This is a genomic window from Rhodoferax sp. EU05-FHT12H12, from assembly GCF_058791215.1.
Genome location: NZ_JBYTDI010000010.1, coordinates 1 through 17628 on the forward strand (window position 1 = coordinate 1; position 17628 = coordinate 17628).

General features: G+C 65.0%; 13 protein-coding genes and 1 pseudogene. 10 read left to right on the forward strand and 4 right to left on the reverse strand.

Annotated features, from left to right (window positions below):
* Nucleotides 1–378: pseudogene (locus tag AC3WS7_RS18065) on the forward strand (methyl-accepting chemotaxis protein); the annotation flags it as partial.
* A gap of 109 nt (nucleotides 379–487) precedes the next feature.
* On the opposite strand, the gene tgt reads toward AC3WS7_RS18065, so the two are convergent.
* Together tgt and AC3WS7_RS18075 are read right to left on the reverse strand one after the other, a co-directional pair.
* Nucleotides 488–1699, reverse strand: a complete 1212-nt coding sequence (gene tgt / locus AC3WS7_RS18070) for a tRNA guanosine(34) transglycosylase Tgt (protein ID WP_296468705.1) — start codon at nucleotides 1697–1699, stop codon at nucleotides 488–490.
* Between the two features lie 34 nt (nucleotides 1700–1733).
* Complete coding sequence (locus AC3WS7_RS18075) at nucleotides 1734–2876, reverse strand: GGDEF domain-containing protein (RefSeq protein WP_492657319.1); 1143 nt, start codon at nucleotides 2874–2876, stop codon at nucleotides 1734–1736.
* A 199-nt stretch (nucleotides 2877–3075) separates the two neighbouring features.
* Between AC3WS7_RS18075 and AC3WS7_RS18080 the strand changes: the two genes are divergently transcribed.
* Nucleotides 3076–5292 (forward strand): esterase-like activity of phytase family protein, encoded by a 2217-nt coding sequence (locus AC3WS7_RS18080; protein WP_492657320.1) that lies wholly within the window; start codon nucleotides 3076–3078, stop codon nucleotides 5290–5292.
* Nucleotides 5293–5381: 89 nt separating this feature from the next.
* Here AC3WS7_RS18080 and queA read toward each other — a convergent pair whose 3' ends face one another.
* Nucleotides 5382–6461: a tRNA preQ1(34) S-adenosylmethionine ribosyltransferase-isomerase QueA gene (gene queA / locus AC3WS7_RS18085; protein WP_492657321.1), complete on the reverse strand. Its 1080-nt coding sequence runs from the start codon at nucleotides 6459–6461 to the stop codon at nucleotides 5382–5384.
* Between the two features lie 70 nt (nucleotides 6462–6531).
* On the opposite strand from queA, the gene recG reads away from it, so the two are divergent.
* The 6 genes from recG (at nucleotide 6532) to AC3WS7_RS18115 (ending at nucleotide 14727) form a co-directional block, all read left to right on the forward strand.
* Entirely contained in the window at nucleotides 6532–8748 is a 2217-nt protein-coding gene (gene recG / locus AC3WS7_RS18090) for an ATP-dependent DNA helicase RecG (RefSeq protein ID WP_296468697.1), read from the forward strand.
* A 199-nt stretch (nucleotides 8749–8947) separates the two neighbouring features.
* Entirely contained in the window at nucleotides 8948–9940 is a 993-nt protein-coding gene (locus tag AC3WS7_RS18095; RefSeq protein WP_492657322.1) for a hypothetical protein, read from the forward strand.
* A 51-nt stretch (nucleotides 9941–9991) separates the two neighbouring features.
* Nucleotides 9992–10888: a DMT family transporter gene (locus tag AC3WS7_RS18100; RefSeq protein WP_492657323.1), complete on the forward strand. Its 897-nt coding sequence runs from the start codon at nucleotides 9992–9994 to the stop codon at nucleotides 10886–10888.
* A 4-nt stretch (nucleotides 10889–10892) separates the two neighbouring features.
* Nucleotides 10893–11852, forward strand: a complete 960-nt coding sequence (locus AC3WS7_RS18105) for a LysR substrate-binding domain-containing protein (protein WP_296468692.1) — start codon at nucleotides 10893–10895, stop codon at nucleotides 11850–11852.
* A 79-nt stretch (nucleotides 11853–11931) separates the two neighbouring features.
* Complete coding sequence (gene ubiA / locus AC3WS7_RS18110) at nucleotides 11932–12786, forward strand: 4-hydroxybenzoate octaprenyltransferase (RefSeq protein WP_492657351.1); 855 nt, start codon at nucleotides 11932–11934, stop codon at nucleotides 12784–12786.
* Nucleotides 12787–12849: 63 nt separating this feature from the next.
* The gene (locus AC3WS7_RS18115; protein WP_296468690.1) at nucleotides 12850–14727 is read left to right on the forward strand and encodes a putative bifunctional diguanylate cyclase/phosphodiesterase; all 1878 of its coding nucleotides are present in this window, start codon (nucleotides 12850–12852) and stop codon (nucleotides 14725–14727) included.
* Nucleotides 14728–14774: 47 nt separating this feature from the next.
* On the opposite strand, the gene AC3WS7_RS18120 is transcribed toward AC3WS7_RS18115, so the two are convergent.
* Nucleotides 14775–15095 (reverse strand): PsiF family protein, encoded by a 321-nt coding sequence (locus AC3WS7_RS18120; protein WP_296468688.1) that lies wholly within the window; start codon nucleotides 15093–15095, stop codon nucleotides 14775–14777.
* Nucleotides 15096–15235: 140 nt separating this feature from the next.
* Here AC3WS7_RS18120 and argS point away from each other — a divergent pair, with 140 nt between their 5' ends.
* Both argS and AC3WS7_RS18130 read left to right on the forward strand, forming a co-directional pair.
* Nucleotides 15236–16933, forward strand: coding sequence for an arginine--tRNA ligase (gene argS, locus AC3WS7_RS18125; RefSeq protein ID WP_296468686.1), 1698 nt, complete (start codon nucleotides 15236–15238; stop codon nucleotides 16931–16933).
* 21 nt (nucleotides 16934–16954) lie between these two features.
* Complete coding sequence (locus AC3WS7_RS18130) at nucleotides 16955–17599, forward strand: SPOR domain-containing protein (RefSeq protein WP_296468684.1); 645 nt, start codon at nucleotides 16955–16957, stop codon at nucleotides 17597–17599.
* The last annotated feature ends 29 nt before the right edge of the window (nucleotides 17600–17628 follow it).

The following is a 17628-nucleotide window of genomic DNA, read 5'->3' on the forward strand; positions in this document are numbered from 1 at the left end:
GCGCAAGTGGGTGAAGCGGTGACACAGATGGACCAGGCCACACAGCAGAACGCGGCATTGGTGGAAGAGATGGCAGCAGCCGCCAGCAGCCTGAAGAGCCAGGCCAGCGACCTGGTGCAGGTGGTGGCGGTGTTCAAGCTGTCGGCGGCAGACCACGGGACCAGCCACGCACCGAAACCACAGGCCGGCAAACCCGAGAGCCCATCTGCTGTGGCCCTCAAGCCGGCGCCAGCGCGCCCCGCGGCCAAACCGGTGATCGCCGCGTCCAAGCCTGCGCCCAAGCCCGTGGGGGGCCCAGCCGTATTGGCGGTGGCAGCGCCCAAGACCAACACCAAAGTCACCCCAGCCGGAGGAGACGACGATTGGGAAACTTTTTAAGCCAAATAGTGCTTTTGCGCCCGTGGATATTGCGCGAGCAGCTATAAATTAAATAGCAAAAAACAACGGGGCCTGAAGGCCCCGTTGTGTTGGCGCTGGCAGGGTGGGCCTAGACGCCGCGTGCCCGGTCGGTGTGGAACTGCTGGATGAAGGCGCCAAAGCGGCCGGCATCCAGCGCGTCGCGGATTTCCTGCATCAGGTTCAGGTAGTAGTGCAGGTTGTGCACGCTGGCCAGCATGGGGCCCAGCATCTCGCCGCAGCGGTCCAGGTGGTGCAGGTAGGCGCGGCTAAAGCCATCGCGTCCGCCGTCGGCCCAAGCAACGCCGCCGGTGCCGGCGCAGGCGTAGCAGGTGCAGGTCACGTCCAGCGGTTGCTCGTCGCTCTTGTGGCGCGCATTGCGGATCTTCAGATCGCCGTAGCGGCTGAACAGCGTGCCGTTGCGCGCGTTGCGCGTGGGCATCACGCAGTCGAACATGTCGATGCCGTTTTGCACGCCGGCAATCAGGTCTTCCGGCGTGCCCACGCCCATCAGGTAATGCGGCTTGTGCTTGGGCAGCTTGGGGCCGATGTGCTTGAGCACCCGCATCATGTCTTCCTTGGGCTCGCCGACCGACAGGCCGCCCACGGCGATGCCGGGAAAGTCCAGTGCCTCCAGCCCGGCCAGCGATTCGTCGCGCAGGTGCTCGAACATGCCGCCTTGCACGATGCCGAAGAGGGCGTTGGGGTTGTTCAGGCGCGCAAACTCGTCCTGGCAACGTTTGGCCCAGCGCAGGCTCAGCTCCATGGAGCTGCGCGCTTCGCGCTCGGTGGTGATCTGGCCTTTGGTCTTGGGCTCCACCGACAGGTAGGGGGTGCACTCGTCAAACTGCATCACGATGTCGGAGTTCAGCGTGGTCTGGATCTGCATGCTGATCTCCGGCGTGAGGAACAGCTTGTCACCGTTGACAGGCGAGGCGAACTTCACGCCTTCCTCGCTGATCTTGCGCATCTCGCCCAAAGACCAGACCTGGAAACCACCCGAGTCGGTGAGGATGGGTTTGTCCCATTTTTCAAACTGGTGCAGGCCGCCAAATTTTTCGACCACATCCAGACCCGGGCGCATCCACAGGTGGAAGGTGTTGCCCAGGATGATCTGGGCGTTCATGTCTTTCAGGCTTTGCGGCATCACGCCCTTGACGGTGCCATAGGTGCCCACGGGCATGAAGATGGGGGTTTCGACCACGCCGTGGTTCAACGTGAGACGGCCGCGACGGGCGTGCGAGCCCAGGTAGCTGCCGTCGGCGCTGGCGGGGTCGTTGTTCAAAAGTTCAAATTTCAGCATGGCCCTATTGTCCGTGATGGCCCGTCAGAGCGCCTCAGGCCTGCACCACCCGATTGCGGCCCCTGGCTTTGGCGGTGTAGCAGGCTGAATCGATGCGACTGAAGCTGGCTTGCGGCGTCAGGTCCAGGTCCCAGCGCATGCAGTCCACACCAATGCTGGCCGTCACCGGAATCCGGTGTTCGTCCCACTGCACTGGCGTCTCGGCCAGGGTCCGGCACAGGGTTTGCGCCAGTTGCATGGCTTCTTCGGCGCTGGTGTCCGGCAGCAGCACGGCAAACTCTTCGCCGCCGATACGGGCCACCATGTCACTGGAGCGTTTGAACAAGCCGCCCATCAGCCGTGCGGCTTGCTGCAGGCAGGCGTCGCCGGCCAGGTGACCATAGGTGTCGTTGATGCGTTTGAAGTGGTCCAGGTCCATCACCATCAGCGCCAGCTTCCCTTGCTGGCGTGCTGCCAGCCGCCAGTGCGTGCGAAAGGTGTTGTCGTACTCGCGCCGGTTGGCCAGGCCGGTCAGAGCGTCCAGCCGCGAAAGGCGTTCCACCTCGGTGCGGCTGGTGAGCAGGGCATGTTCGATGGCCATTTGGGTGTCGTATTCGGTCGCGCGGCGCCGGATGTGGGTGAGCTGGTAGACGAAGTTCACGGCCAGCACCGCACACACCGGCCACAAGGCGGGCACCGCCACTGCAAAGTACAGCAGCGCCGGCACTTGCAAAAGCACCACCACCCACAGCGCCTGGCGCCGGTGTAGCGAGTAGGTTTCACACCCTGCTGAGCTGAAGGCGATGGTGGACATTGCAGCCACCAGAAAGGCCGTGCTCAGGCCCTGCTCCAGGTGGCCCACGGCCAGGAAGAACAGGCACCAAAGCACACAGCCCACATTGACCAGGGCCCAGTGGCGCCACCACCAGGTGTTGGAGGCCTGTACGTCGCTGCTGTCTTGTGGTGGCGTGTGGACCCAGCGCAGGTACCAGAGCACACCATACAGGGCAAATGCCGCGGCCATATAGCCGCCGTACGCTGGGAAATAGCCGCCCACCCAGGCGGTGATGGCCATTGCAATACCGTAAAAAATGCTGCCCGGCAGCGCGCGCTGGTACAGGTCGGCTGCGGCACGTTGGCGGCGGTACTGCGCCAAACTGGGCGGCGCCTGGTGCATAAGGTCTTGGATATCCGCCATGTCCCCACCTTAGCGGAAAAACACCGCGTGCCGGTCCCGAAATCCTCAGTAGAAACCCAGCCGCACCTGGCATGGGGGCCGCACGCACGGGCGCTGGCGGTGTCACAGCGCTGTCATGGCCGGGCGCTACCGTCGCCGCTGGCGCGCACTGCCGCTGCCCTGCCTGACCCCCCCTGCTGTTCCTTGAATGCGAGTTCCCATGCCGTCTTTATCTCCCCTCGTGTCCGCCTTGGCCCTGCTGGCCTGCGCGGGCGTGGCCGCCCAAACGCCTGCCGCGGGCCCCTATTTCAACCGCGTGGCCACCTTTGAGGCCCACCGCAATGTGCCCACCGGTCGTGCGGTGAGCAAAAAGTCGGTGGCCGAAATCGTGGCGGTCAGTGCCGACGGCATGACACTGGCCTACACCGATGGCGAGCAAATGGGCATTGGCCTGATCGACATCCGCAACCCGGCCCAGCCTCAACCCGCCGGGTTCTTGCCGGTGGAGGGTGAGCCCACCTCGGTGACTATCGCCCATGGCAAGGTACTGGCCGCGGTCAACTCCACCAAAGACTTTGCGCAGCCCACCGGGCACCTCGCGGTGTTTGACCTGGCCAGCCGCAAGGCACTGGGCACCTGCCCGCTGTTTGGCCAGCCGGACTCCATCGCCCTGGACCCAGGCGCGCGCCACGCCGTCATCGTGATGGAAAACGAGCGGGACGAGAAGTTCAACAAAGGTGCCATCCCCCAGCTGCCTGGTGGCAACCTGACCATCGTGCCCTTGAGCGCGGCCGGCCTGCCCGATTGCACCCGCTCCCACCCCGTGGCCCTGAATGGCCTGGCCGACATTGCCCCGGACGATGCCGAGCCCGAGCTGGTCAAGGTCAACGCCCAAGGCATTGCCGTGGTGACCCTGCAGGAGAACAACCACATCGTGCTGGTGGACGTGGCCAAGCGCCAGGTCATCAAGCACTTCTCTGCGGGCACCGTGGACCTGAAAGACATAGACCGCACCCGCGACGGCACCATCAACCCCAGCGAATCCGCCAAAGGCCTGCTGCGCGAGCCCGATGCCGTGGCCTGGCTGGACAACACCCGCTTTGTGACCGCCAATGAGGGCGACTACAAGGGCGGCTCACGCAGCATCTCCATCTTCAACACCGATGGCAAAGTGGAGTGGGACAGCGGCAACTTTCTGGACCACGAGGCCATGCGCCTGGGCCACTACCCCGAAGGCCGCTCGGCCGCCAAAGGCAACGAGCCCGAAGGGGTGGAGGTGGGGGTGTTTGGCAAAGACACCCTGATTTTTGTCGGCTCCGAACGCTCCTCGCTGGTGACTGTCTGGCGCGACCGGGGCGCTGGCAAAGCGCCCGAGTACCTGCAGGCCCTGCCCGCCGGCAGTGGCCCCGAGGGCCTGGTCGCCATTCCCCGGCGCGGCCTGCTGGTGGTGGCCAGCGAAAACGATGGTGCTGCCCGCGCCAGCGTGATGATTTACCAGCGCGGCGCTGCGGTGCCTGCGTATCCCACCTTGATGTCCAGCGACTCGCCCGCCGGCCCGCCCATTCCCTGGGGCGCCATCTCGGGCACCACCGCCGACCGCACGCAGGCCGGGCGTCTGTTTGCCGTGACCGACAGCGTGTACGCCACCACCCGCATCCTGCAGATTGACACCAACTTCACTCCGGCGTTGATCTCCAACGCCATGACCGTCACCAAAGATGGCAAGCCCGTGGGCTACGACGGTGAGGGCATTGCCCAGCGGGCCGATGGCGGCTTCTGGCTGGCCTCGGAGGGCGACCCCGACAAGAAACCTGCGCCCCTGCGCAACCTGCTGCTGCGCCTGAATGCCAAGGCCGAAGTGCAAGAGGAGATTGCGCTGCCCGAAGCGCTGGCGCGGCATGCGACCCGTTTTGGGTTCGAAGGGGTGACCACCACCGGCACCGGCGACCAGGAAGTGGTGTGGCTGGCCGTGCAGCGCGCGTGGAAGGATGATCCCAAGGGGGTCACCAAGATCTTGCGCTACACCCCGGCCACCAAAACCTGGGGCGTGCTGCACTACCCGCTGGAGACCACCAAGGCCGAAGGTGGCTGGGTGGGGCTGTCTGAAATCACTGCCGTGGGGCCCGATACCTTTGTGGTGGTCGAACGCGACAACCAGTTTGGCGACCAGTCTCTCAAGACCCTGCACACCTTCTCGGTGGCGGGCCTGGCTGCAGCGGCACCGGGCGACGCCAACGTGCCGGTAGTCACCAAGCGCCTGCTGCGCAACCTGGTGCCCGACCTGCAACAGCCCCGCGGCTATGTGCTGGACAAGGTGGAGAGCTTCGCAGTGGACCGCGCCGGCCAGGCCTTTGCGATCACCGACAACGACGGCGTAGACGGCTCCAACGGCGAGACGCAATTCTTGCGCCTTGGCAGCCTGCCGGGCCTGCGCTGATCAGCTTGGGAAATTTTGCGCCGGGCCGCCCCAAGCAAAATTAGCCCCCTTGGGGGGCAGCGACCCGCGCAGCGGTGGAGCGTGGGGGCCTAGCGTCTACTCAGCAGCATGGCATCGCCATAGCTGAAGAAGCGGTAGCCGCGGGCGATGGCCTCGCGGTAGAGGCCCATCACATGGTCGTAGCCCGTGAAGGCGCTTACCAGCATCATCAGGCTGCTCTTGGGCAGGTGGAAGTTGGTCACCAGCACGTCCACCAACTTGAACGCAAAGCCCGGCGTGATGAAGATGTTGGTGTCGCCGCTAGCGACGCCGGATTGGGCCCAGCTCTCCAGCGTGCGCACACTGGTGGTGCCCACGGCCACCACGCGGCCACCGCGCGCCTGGCAAGCGGCAATGGCCGCCTGGGTTTCGGGCGGCACGTTGTACCACTCGCTGTGCATCTGGTGTTCGGCCAGGTTTTCGGTTTTGACGGGCTGGAAAGTGCCCGCACCCACATGCAGCGTCACATGCGCGCGCTGCACACCCATGGCGTCGAGTTGCGCAAACAGCGCTTCGTCAAAGTGCAGCGCCGCAGTGGGCGCTGCCACGGCGCCAGGGTGTTTGGCAAACACGGTCTGGTAGCGCTGCACGTCTTCGGGGGAGTCGCTGTGCGTGATGTAGGGGGGCAGCGGCACGTGGCCGTGGCGTTCCATCAGCGTGTACGGGTCGTCGCCACGGTCGTTGCTCAGCACAAAGCGGTAGATGGGGCCATCCACATTCGGCCAGCGGCCCAGCAGGGTGGCGCAGAGGCCGTCTTCCTGGCCGGGTGCGCACGTCATCTTGATCGTGGCGCCCACCTCGGGTTTTTTACTCACCCGCATGTGGGCCGCCACCTGGTTGCCGCCCAGCACGCGCTCAATCAGCAGCTCCACCTTGCCACCGGTGGCCTTTTCGCCAAACAGGCGCGCGTTGATGACCTTGGTGTCGTTGAAGACCATCAAGTCCCCGGCGCGCAGCAGGCTGGGCAGGTCTTTGAAGCTGCGGTCCACCGGGGTGGCGCCGGTGCCATCGAGCAGGCGGGAGCCCGAGCGTTCGGGGGTCGGGTGCTGCGCAATCAGGGCGTCTGGGAGTTCGAAATCAAAGTCGCTCAGGGCGAAGGCACGGTCGGTGCCGGGGAAGAAGGCGTGCATGCTGCTTGAGGGCCGGACAGGCCCGTTCCAAGGTTGAAAAAAGGGCGGAGAGACAGGGCAGAATTGTCCCATGCCCAAGAAACCCGCCCGCCGCACCGAAGACGCCGCCCAGGAAGGCGCGGCGGGCGGCGCAGGGGACACCAAATCCCCCGCGCAAAAAGCGCTGGAGAAACTGGGCCTCAAACGCGACATCGACCTGGCGCTGCACTTGCCGCTGCGCTACGAGGACGAGACCCGCATCGTCCCACTGGCCGAGGTGCGCGAGGGCCAGCAGGCGCAGATCGAGGCGGTCGTCACCCACCAGGAGGTCACGTTTCGCCCGCGCCGCCAGCTCATCGTCACGGTGGACGACGGCTCGGACACCTGCACGCTGCGCTTCTTCAGCTTCTACGGCTCGCAGCAAAAGGCGCTGGCCGTGGGCAACCGCATCCGGGTGCGCGGCGAGGTCAAGGGCGGCTTCTTGGGCCGCACCATGCTGCACCCCACGTTTCGCGCCGCCGGTGGCAGCCTGCCCACGGCGCTCACCCCCATCTACCCCACAGTGGCCGGCCTGCCCCAGCCCTACCTGCGCAAGGCGGTGCTCTCGGGGCTGGCGCGGGCCGACCTGAGCGACACCTTTGCCCCCGGTGATCTCGAGGTGCTCCGGCATGGAATTGGCCACCAGCCCTTGTGGACACTGCGCGACGCGCTACAGTTTTTGCACCACCCCACGCCCGATGTGTCGCTGGACACGCTGATGGACCACAGCCACCCGGCCTGGCAGCGCCTCAAGGCCGAGGAACTGCTGGCCCAGCAGATCAGCCAGCTGCAAAGCCGGCGCGAGCGGGCTGCGCTGCGGGCGCCGCAGCTCCAGGCGGTGGAGGGGGGCACCTTGCACGCACGCCTGCTGGCGGCCCTGCCGTTTGGCTTGACGAACGCCCAGCAACGGGTGGGTACCGAAATAGCCAAGGACATGGCGCGCCACATTCCCATGCACCGCTTGCTGCAGGGCGATGTGGGCGCCGGCAAGACGGTGGTGGCCGCGTTGGCCGCGGCCATCTGCATGGATGCCGGGTGGCAGTGCGCGCTGATGGCCCCCACCGAGATCTTGGCCGAGCAGCACTTTCGCAAGCTGCTGGGGTGGCTGGAGCCGCTGGGCATCACCACGGCCTGGCTCACCGGCACACAAAAAACCAAGGAGCGCCGCGCCATGCTGGCGCTGATCGAGAGCGGCGAGGCGCAGCTCGTGGTGGGCACACACGCCATCATCCAGGACAAGGTCAAGTTCAAGAACCTGGCGCTGGCCATCATCGATGAGCAACACCGCTTCGGCGTGGCCCAACGCCTGGCGCTGCGCAAGAAGATGACCGCGATCGAGGGCGACCTGGAGAAGGGGGCGGAGCCCCATCTGCTCATGATGACGGCGACGCCGATTCCGCGCACCTTGGCCATGAGCTACTACGCCGACCTGGACGTGTCCACCCTGGACGAATTGCCGCCGGGCCGCACGCCCATCGTCACCAAGGTGGTGAATGAGCACCGGCGCGACGAAGTGATCGAGCGCATCCGCGGCCAGATCGCCGAGGGCCGGCAGGTGTACTGGGTGTGCCCGCTGATTGAGGAAAGCGAGGCGCTGGACCTGAGCAACGCCACCCAAACCCATGCCGACCTGGCCGAGGCGCTGCAGGGTGTGCAACGGGCCTCGGGGGGCAGCGACCCGCGCAGCGGTGGAGCGCGGGAGCAACACCCTGCCGAGGGCCTGCCGGTGCTGATTGGCCTGCTGCACTCGCGCATGCATGCGGATGACAAAAAAGCCGTCATGGGCGCCTTCACCGCCGGGCTGATGTCGGTGCTGGTCAGCACCACGGTGATCGAGGTGGGGGTGGATGTGCCCAATGCCTCGCTCATGGTGATTGAACATGCCGAGCGTTTTGGCCTGAGCCAGTTGCACCAGTTGCGCGGCCGGGTCGGGCGGGGTGCCGCAGCTTCGGCCTGCGTGTTGCTGTACTCCACGGGCGATGCCCCGCGCCTGGGCGAGGCCGCGCGTGAGCGGCTCAAGGCCATGGTGGAAACGAATGACGGCTTCGAGATCGCCCGGCGCGACCTGGAGATTCGGGGGCCGGGGGAGTTTCTGGGCGCCCGCCAGAGCGGCGAGGCCATGCTGCGTTTTGCCGATCTGGCCACCGACACGGCGCTGCTGGAGTGGGCCCGGGCCGAAGCCCCCATGCTGCTGGACCGCCACCCGCACCTGGCCCACAAACATGTGGCGCGCTGGCTGGGCGGCAAGGCCGAATTCCTCAAAGCCTGAGCATGGCACGGGGTGTTCCTGGGGTGGACCAGCCCGCAAGCTCGGAGTTTGAGGTCAAAATGGGGTTTTGCGCCCGTCCCTTGTGCGCGAATAGCTCCTGAATTTATAGCAAACAAAGCTTGTGAAGAAAGCGTCGCCATGTGGGTTCCCCCTATTTTCCTTGCGCAGCCGCCGCTGCCACACGTCCTGAACGCGCCCCATGAATGACCATTGGTGGTGGATTGCCGGCCTGTTGACGCCGGTGGCGATTGCGGTCCTGGGTTTTTATGCCTATGTGGAGCAGCAGGCCCGCCTGCTCAAGACCCGCTCGGGCCCGATTCCCGGCGGCCTGCGTTTTGAGGCCAATGGCTGGAGCGTGGAGGTACAGCGGGCAGCACAGCAGGTGCAGGTGAAAACCCGCCTGGGACATTACACCCGCGAGCCCCTGGCGGGCGGGGCCGGGCAAGAGCAGCGGGGGCCGCTGACGGCCGCCCTGCCTGCGCCGGGGCTGCACATTGAAGTCACACGGGCGGCCCCTCCCGAGCCGGGGCAGCCTGCGCTGCCCAAGGGGCTTTGCAGTGTGGTGTTTCGCGCTTCGGACGAGACCGCCTTTGCCGCGGCAGAAAAGACCGGTGGTGAGCGCCATGTGCTGCGCCTGGAGGGCGTTCCCGAACCTGTGGCCGCCAATTTCCAGCAGTTCGCGGGGCAGATCCGGGTGTGGGTGGAGAAGCTGGACCACAACCTCGGCTTGCAAATGCAGCTGCGCCAGCAGCGCGCGGAAGCCGAAGCCGCCGCCCAGGCACGCGCCCTTGCACGCGCACAAAAAGCCGAAGAGCAACCGCCGCAACCGGATCTGGAGCCGGCCGCCCAGATTGCCCTTTGGCGCAAGGCCGCAGGGTTCAGCGGCACCAGCGATGTGGGGTACACCGAGGACGGCAAGATCGACTGGTTCATCGACCTGGACCCACGCGGGCGCATCACTTTGCATGCCGACCGGCGCACCATCCACACCACCTTGCTGGGGGCCACGGTCGCCAGTCTGGCGGGGGAGCTGGAGGTGGCGGTGCGCGACGACTATTGGTCCGAAGCGGAACCCGAACTGCAGAGCTTTCGCCTCTTCAAAGGGGCGCATTCGGACGTGCGCCGAGCCTGGAGGGAGCGCCTGGAAATCCTCTGCGACAAGCTGCGCAACGGCGAGATTTCGCCAGGCTGAGCGGGGCCGCCGAGGGCGGGTATAGTGGCCCGCTTTTTCCTCTGGGTGCGCATGCTGTCACTTTTACAAACGCGCTGGCGTGCACTGGCCGGCAATACGCGTGGCGTGCTGCTGGTGGTGCTGGCCATGGCCTGTTGGGCTGTGCTGGACGCTTGCAACAAGCGGCTGATGGCCACCGGTATCCCGCCCAAGCAGGTGCTGTTTTTGCAGGCCACGGTGGTGCTGGTCATGCTGGCGCCGGTGGTGGCGTGGACGCGCGGGCGCATCATCGCCACGCGCCAGCCGCGCATCCACCTGCTGCGCGCGGGGTTCATCGTCACTTCGGCCTGGTGCGCGGCCTACGCAGTGTCGCACCTGCCGCTGGCCGAGGCCAGTGCCTACCTGATGACGGGCTCACTCTTCATGCTGCCGCTGGGCGTGTGGCTTTTGGGTGAGCAGCCCCACTGGTTGCGCTGGAGCGGGGTGCTGGTGGGGTTTGGCGGGGTGCTGGTGATCTTGCAGCCCGGGGCCGAGGCCTTCCACCCTGCGGCGCTGGTGGCGCTGTTCGGCGCCTTGATGGAGTCCATGCTGGGTGTGGTGCTGAAAAAGTATTCGGGCCAGGAACATCCGGTGGCAGTGCTGACCTGGAGCCAGGTGGCCTGCTGGCTGACCTTTGGCGTGTTCTCCGGCTTCAGCCTGCCCAGCGTGCCGCCAGCCTTGTGGTGGCTGTTGCCGGTGGTGGGCGTGGCGGCGGCCGGTATCTACCTGAGTTACTTTTTTGCCTACCGCGCGGGCGATGCCTCGGCGGTGGAGGCGGGCAGCTTCTCGCTGCTGCTGTTCAGCCCCACCTTGGGCTGGCTGGTCTTTGCCGAGGCACCCGACATGGCCTTCTGGCTGGGGGCTGGCCTCTTGGTGTGCGGCATTGCGCTGGTGATTGTGGAACCCACGGGCCGGGTGAGAGGACAATAGCGCCATGACCCTGACCGAACTCAAATACATCGTGGCCGTGGCGCGTGAGCGGCACTTTGGCAAGGCGGCAGACGCCTGCTTCGTGTCGCAGCCCACGCTGTCGGTGGCGGTGAAGAAGCTGGAAGAAGAGCTGGACGTCAAACTGTTTGAGCGCAGCGCCAACGAGGTGACGGTGACGCCGCTGGGCGAAGAGATCGTGCGCCAGGCGCAGGCCGTGCTGGAGCAGGCCGCCAACATCAAGGACATTGCCAAGCGCGGCAAGGACCCGCTGGCCGGGCCCCTCAAGCTGGGTGTGATCTACACCATCGCCCCGTATTTGCTGCCCGACCTGGTGCGCCAGGTCATCACCCACAGTCCGCAGATGCCGCTGATGCTGCAGGAGAACTTCACCGTCAAGCTGCTGGAAATGCTGCGCACCGGCGAGATCGACTGCGCCATCCTGGCCGAGCCTTTCCCTGACACCGGGCTGGCACTGGCCCCGCTCTACGACGAGCCGTTTTTTGCCGCCGTGCCGACCAGCCACGTGTTGGCCCAGCAGGACAGCGTGACCACCGAAGAGCTGAAGAAGGAAACCATGCTGCTCTTGGGCAACGGCCACTGCTTCCGCGACCACGTGCTGGAGGTGTGCCCCGAGTTCGCGCGTTTCTCCAGCGACGCCGAGGGCATCCGCAAGAGTTTTGAAGGCTCATCGCTGGAGACCATCAAACACATGGTGGCCGCGGGCATGGGCATCACGCTGGTGCCGCGCCTGAGCGTGCCCAAAGACGCCATGGAGCCCAAAAAGCGCAAGGGCGAGGAGCCGTTTGTGAAGTACCTGCCGGTGCAGGACGGCAAGAACCTGCCCCCGCCCACACGCCGCGTGGTGCTGGTGTGGCGGCGCAGCTTCACGCGCTACGAGGCCATCGCCGCGCTGCGCAACGCGGTCTACGGCTGCGAACTGCCCGGTGTCACCCGTTTGTCCTGATTTTTAAGCAAAATAGGCCTCTAGCCCCCGTGGATATTGCGCAAGCAGCTCCTAATTTCATAGTAATTCTGTGCCGTCCCTGTTCTCCACAAAGCTTTCGCTTTACCTGGACCTGATCCGCTGGAACCGCCCCGCGGGCTGGCTGCTGCTGCTGTGGCCCACGCTCAGTGCGCTGTGGCTGGCGGTGGGTGGTTTCCCCGGTTGGCACCTCATCGTGGTGTTCACGCTGGGCACCATCCTGATGCGCAGCGCGGGCTGCTGTGTCAACGATGTGGCCGACCGTGAATTCGACAAACACGTCAAGCGCACGGCCCAGCGTCCGGTGACCAGCGGGCGCATCGGAACGCGCGAGGCATTGCTGGTGGGCGCGGTGCTGGCGCTGGCCGCGTTTGGGCTGGTGCTGACCACCAACGCCGCCGCCATCGCCTGGTCGTTCGCCGCGCTGGCCGTGGCCCTGGTCTACCCCTATGCCAAACGTTATGTCTCCATGCCGCAGGCGGTGCTGGGCGTGGCCTTCAGCTTCGGCATTCCCATGGCCTTTGCTGCGGTCAAAGGGGAAGTGCCCGTGCTGGCCTGGGCGCTGCTGGTGGGCAACCTGTTCTGGGTGCTGGCCTACGACACCGAATACGCCATGGTGGACCGCGATGACGACCTGAAGATCGGCATGAAGACCTCGGCCATCACGCTGGGGCGCTGGGATGTGCCGGCGGTGCTGGGCTTCTATGTCGTCTACCTCGCCCTGTGGTCCTGGCTGGTGCTGCCCGCACTCACGCGCCCCTGGGCCTGGTGGCTGGGGGTGGCGGTAGCCGGCGCCCAGGTGGTGTGGCACGGCACGCTGATTGCCGACCGCGGACGCGAGGGCTGCTTCAAGGCTTTTCGCCTCAACCATTGGGTGGGCTTGGCCGTGTTTTGCGGGGTGCTGCTGGGCGTTTAGGCGTGACGGTTTGCGGGCTTTGCGTTAGCATGAATCCACGCCAACGCTTGGAGTTCCGCTTCCATGAACGAGCCCGCTGCACAGGACCCTGATGCCATCGTGCAGGCGCGTACACGCCGCTTGCGACAAATCTCGGGGCTGGTGTTTGCGGGCCTGCTGGTGGCCACGACGGGGTATGTGCTGGAGCGCAACTGGGCCATCGTGTGGCTTTTGTTGCCGGGCATGGCGCTCATGCTGGCCTGCCTGTGGCTCAGCCGTCTGGGCCGAGTCAATTTTGCCAACCTGCTGTTCCTGTTTTCCCTGACCGGGCTGGTGTGCGCGCTGACCTGGGTCAGCGAGGGCATCAAGGATGTGGCGCTGCTGTCCTTTCCGGCCTTGCTCATCATGGCCGGCTTGCTGGTGACGGCGCGCGCATTTTTTGCACTGCTTGGCTGCATGGTCGTCTACCTGGTGTTCCTGAATCTGGCCACCGAGGTGCTGCACTGGCGCAGTACCGGCTATGTGAGCCCGCCGGACGAGCAGTTGCGCGATGTGTTGACGATTCTGGTGGTCAGCGGCTTGGCCATCTGGCTGATCCTGAACGACTTGCAGAAGGCCTTGGCGAATCTGCAGTTGCAAATCGCGCGCTACCGCGAGTCGCAGGCGCAACTCACCTACCTGTCCCAACATGACGGCCTGACCGGTTTGGCCAACCGGGGGCTGGGTCGTGAGCGGATGGAGCGTGCCTTTGCGCTGGCGCACCGCCAGAACCTGCGCGTGGCCTTGCTGTTTGTGGATCTGGACAACTTCAAGGTCATCAATGATTCGCTGGGCCACGCTGCCGGGGACGACTTCCTCCGGCAAGTGGCGCAGCGCCTGAACCAGGCGCTGCGCCAGGCCGACATCGTGGCCCGCCACGGAGGGGATGAGTTTGTCATTGGCCTGTGTGATGCGGGCCATGCTGACAGCGTGGCGGCGGTGGCCGCCGAGGTGTTGCAACGCATGGAGATGCCCTTCACGCTCAAGGACACCGAGGTGTCCACGTCCTGCTCCATTGGCATTGCATTGTTTCCCGATGACGGCGGAGACTACGAAACCCTGATGCGCCAGGCCGATGTGGCCATGTACCGCGCCAAGGAGTCGGGGCGCAATGCCTTTCGCTTTTTTGATGCGGCCATGCAGGCCGACTTGCAACACAACCTGCAGCTGGTCGCCAGCTTGCGTGTGGCGCTGGCACGCCAAGAATTTGTGCTGCATTACCAGCCCGTGTTTGACCTCCAGACGGGACGGCTGGTGGGGGCCGAGGCCTTGATCCGCTGGCAACACCCGGAGCAGGGCTTGCTGATGCCGGGGCACTTCATTGCTGCGGCCGAAAAAGCGGGCGTGATTGTGGAGATCGGCGAGTGGGTGCTGGTGCAGGCCTGTCAGCAGGCGGCGCAGTGGCAGCGGGCCGGGGCGCCGCTGGTGCTGGCGGTCAATCTGTCGCCGGTGCAGTTTCGCCGGGGCAATGTGGAGCAGGTGGTGGAAGCGGCTTTGCGCCAGTCGGGCTTGCCCGGCCACTGTCTGGAGCTGGAGATCACCGAATCGACGCTGATTGAGGACACTGAGCGTTTTGTGGTGTCACTGCAGCGTCTCAAGGCGCAGGGGGTGTCGATCGCGATCGACGACTTTGGCACCGGTTACTCCAATTTGGGCTACCTGCAGCGCTTTGCGGTGCACAAGCTCAAGATTGACCAATCGTTTGTCAAAGGCATGCTCGACAGCGAGCCACAACACGCCATGGTGGCCGCCATCGTGCAAATGGCCAAGGGCCTGCGCCTGGTCTCCCATGCCGAGGGCATTGAGGAGGAGCGCATCCGCGATGCACTGCGCGCGCTGGGTTGCGAGCAGGGGCAGGGGTACTGGTTTGCCCGGCCCGAGCCGGCCGACGCCTTTGGTCAGCGCCTGGCGCCGGCCGAGTAGGCATGAAAAAGCCCGCACAGTGGCGGGCTTGGCGGAGGGCGCGGCGCTTATTTGGCGCTCAGGCACTCACTCATGAACTTCTTGCGATCGTCGCCTTTGAGGTCTTTGGTCTTGGCGTCGGCGTTGCAGGTCTTCATCTTGTTTTGCTGGCTGGTGCCGGCGTCAGCGGCGGCCGCTGCGGGTTTGGCGCTCAGGCATTCGCTCATGAACTTCTTGCGCTCGTCACCTTTGATGTCCTTGGTTTTGGCATCGGCGTTGCAGGTCTTCATCTTGTTCTGCTGGGCGGTAGGGGCCTTTTCGTCAGCGGCGTGTGCGCCTCCGACGGCCAGTGCCAGACCCAAAGCCACGAGGGAGATCAATTGTTTCATCAGTCGTCCTATCCAAAAGATGGCAGCGATGCCGCCGTTGTAGAAAAAACCCTAGCACTTACAAGCATATAACGGAAAGATGTCAGCGCCGTTGACGGCCTGACCCCCGGGCTTTCCCGAGGGGCCCGTAAAATCGGTCCATGCTCACCGTCAAACACGATCTTTTGCAAGCGCTGGCCGCTTGCCTGGAAAAACTCTCGCCCGGCTCGGCCGCCAAGGCCGCTTTTGAATCCCCCAAGGTTGCGGCCCATGGCGATTTCGCCACCACTGCGGCCATGCAGCTGGCCAAGCCTTTGAAAATGAACCCGCGCCAGCTGGCCGAAGCCCTGCGCGCCGACCTGTTGGCCACGCCGGTCTACGCCCAGTGGGTGCAGGACATTGAGATTGCCGGGCCCGGCTTCATCAATATCCGCCTCAAGCCCGCTGCCAAACAAGAAGTGGTGCGCGAAGTGCTGGGCCAGGGCGAGCAGTACGGCTACCAGCCCCGCAATGGCCAGCGCGTGCTGGTCGAGTTTGTCTCGGCCAACCCCACCGGGCCCCTGCACGTGGGCCATGGCCGCCAAGCCGCGCTGGGCGACGCCATTTGCAATCTGTTCGGTACCCAGGGCTACGCGGTGCACCGCGAGTTCTATTACAACGACGCGGGGGTGCAGATCGACACCCTGACGAAGAGCACCCAGCTGCGTGCCAAGGGCTTCAAGCCCGGTGACAGCTGCTGGCCCACCGACCCGGACAACCCGGAAAGCAAGGCCTTCTACAACGGCGACTACATCGCCGACATTGCCGAGGCCTTCAAGGCCAAGGCGTCGATCAAGGCCGACGACCGCGAGTTCACGGCCAATGGCGATGTGGACGACTACGACAACATCCGCCAGTTTGCGGTGGCCTACCTGCGCAATGAGCAGGACAAGGACCTGCAGGCGTTCAACCTGCACTTTGACCAGTACTACCTGGAGTCCAGCCTGTACACCAGCGGTCGCGTGGAGGCTGCTGTGAACAAGCTGGTGAGCAACGGCAAGACCTATGAGCAGGACGGCGCGCTGTGGCTCAAGAGCACGGACTATGGGGATGACAAAGACCGCGTGATGCGCAAAAAGGATGGCACCTTCACCTACTTTGTGCCGGACGTGGCCTACCACATTGCCAAGTGGGAGCGCGGCTTTACCAAGGTCGTCAATATCCAGGGCACCGACCACCACGGCACCATTGCCCGCGTGCGCGCCGGCCTGCAGGCGGCCGACGTGGGCATCCCCCAGGGCTACCCCGACTACGTGCTGCACACCATGGTGCGCGTGGTGCGCGGCGGTGAAGAGGTCAAGATCAGCAAGCGCGCGGGCAGCTATGTGACGCTGCGCGACCTGATTGAATGGACCAGCAAGGACGCGGTGCGTTTCTTCCTGCTGAGCCGCAAGCCCGACACCGAGTACACCTTCGACGTGGACCTGGCCGTGGCCAAGAACAACGACAACCCGGTCTACTACGTGCAGTACGCCCATGCGCGCATTTGCTCGGTGCTGGCCAGCTGGGGTGGTGATGTGGTCGGCCTCAAGGCCGTGGACCTGTCGGCGCTGGAGAGCCCGCAAGCCCAGGCGCTCATGCTGCTACTGGCCAAGTACCCCGAGATGCTGAGCGCTGCGGCGGAAGGCGAAGCTCCGCATGACGTGACGTTCTACCTGCGCGAGCTGGCCGCCAGTTACCACAGCTATTACGACGCCGAGCGCATCCTGGTGGATGACGAGGCGGTGAAGCTGGCGCGTCTGGCGCTGGTGGCCGCTACCGCCCGCGTATTGCACAATGGCCTGGCCGTGCTGGGCGTGAGTGCCCCGCAAAAAATGTGAGATTAAGAGAGAAAGCAGCACATGAAGTTTGAACGTGGCGGAACCGTTGTGGGGTTCATTGTGGGCGTGGTCGTCGGCCTGGGTGCTGCGCTGGCCGTGGCAGTCTACGTCACCAAGGTACCGGTGCCCTTTATCAACAAAAGCCAGAGCCGCAGCGCCGACCAGAACGAGGCCGAAGCCCAGAAGAACAAAAACTGGGACCCCAATGCCATCCTGTATGGCAAGAACCCGGCTCCCGCCGTGCCACCGGCCACCACCCCGGCGTCCGCTGCATCTGCAGCCAAAGCCAAGGCCGAGGTGAAAACGGAGGCCAAGCCGGATGCCAAGGCCACCAAACCAGAGGCCAAGGCTGAGCTCAAGCCCGCCGTGTCAGCCGATCCGCTGGGTGACCTGGCCAAGGCCAAGACCGCGGCTCCCGCAGAGGCCGATGCCTTTGTGTACTTTGTGCAGGTGGGCGCCTTCCAGAAGGCCGAAGATGCCGAGAGCCACCGTGCCAAGCTGTCGCTGAGCGGTATCGAGACCAAGATTTCCGAACGTGAACAGTCCGGTCGTCCGGTGTTTCGGGTGCGCGTGGGGCCTTTTGACAAGAAGGAAGACGCCGACAAGGCCAAAGACAAAATGGACAAGTCCGGCATGGACACTGCTTTGGTTCGGGTGCAGCGCTGAGCGCGGGCTCCACAGGAACTTTCCCGGTG

Excerpts from the sequence above, each read along its gene's own strand:
- AC3WS7_RS18105 (WP_296468692.1), top strand. The coding sequence starts at position 10,893 with ATGACCCTGACCGAACTCAAATACATCGTGGCCGTGGCGCGTGAGCGG.
- AC3WS7_RS18075 (WP_492657319.1), bottom strand. The coding sequence starts at position 2,876 with ATGGCGGATATCCAAGACCTTATGCACCAGGCGCCGCCCAGTTTGGCG.
- AC3WS7_RS18100 (WP_492657323.1), top strand. The coding sequence starts at position 9,992 with ATGCTGTCACTTTTACAAACGCGCTGGCGTGCACTGGCCGGCAATACG.
- argS (WP_296468686.1), top strand. The coding sequence starts at position 15,236 with ATGCTCACCGTCAAACACGATCTTTTGCAAGCGCTGGCCGCTTGCCTG.
- AC3WS7_RS18080 (WP_492657320.1), top strand. The coding sequence starts at position 3,076 with ATGCCGTCTTTATCTCCCCTCGTGTCCGCCTTGGCCCTGCTGGCCTGC.
- recG (WP_296468697.1), top strand. The coding sequence starts at position 6,532 with ATGCCCAAGAAACCCGCCCGCCGCACCGAAGACGCCGCCCAGGAAGGC.
- AC3WS7_RS18115 (WP_296468690.1), top strand. The coding sequence starts at position 12,850 with ATGAACGAGCCCGCTGCACAGGACCCTGATGCCATCGTGCAGGCGCGT.
- AC3WS7_RS18130 (WP_296468684.1), top strand. The coding sequence starts at position 16,955 with ATGAAGTTTGAACGTGGCGGAACCGTTGTGGGGTTCATTGTGGGCGTG.
- AC3WS7_RS18095 (WP_492657322.1), top strand. The coding sequence starts at position 8,948 with ATGAATGACCATTGGTGGTGGATTGCCGGCCTGTTGACGCCGGTGGCG.
- tgt (WP_296468705.1), bottom strand. The coding sequence starts at position 1,699 with ATGCTGAAATTTGAACTTTTGAACAACGACCCCGCCAGCGCCGACGGC.
- queA (WP_492657321.1), bottom strand. The coding sequence starts at position 6,461 with ATGCACGCCTTCTTCCCCGGCACCGACCGTGCCTTCGCCCTGAGCGAC.
- AC3WS7_RS18120 (WP_296468688.1), bottom strand. The coding sequence starts at position 15,095 with ATGAAACAATTGATCTCCCTCGTGGCTTTGGGTCTGGCACTGGCCGTC.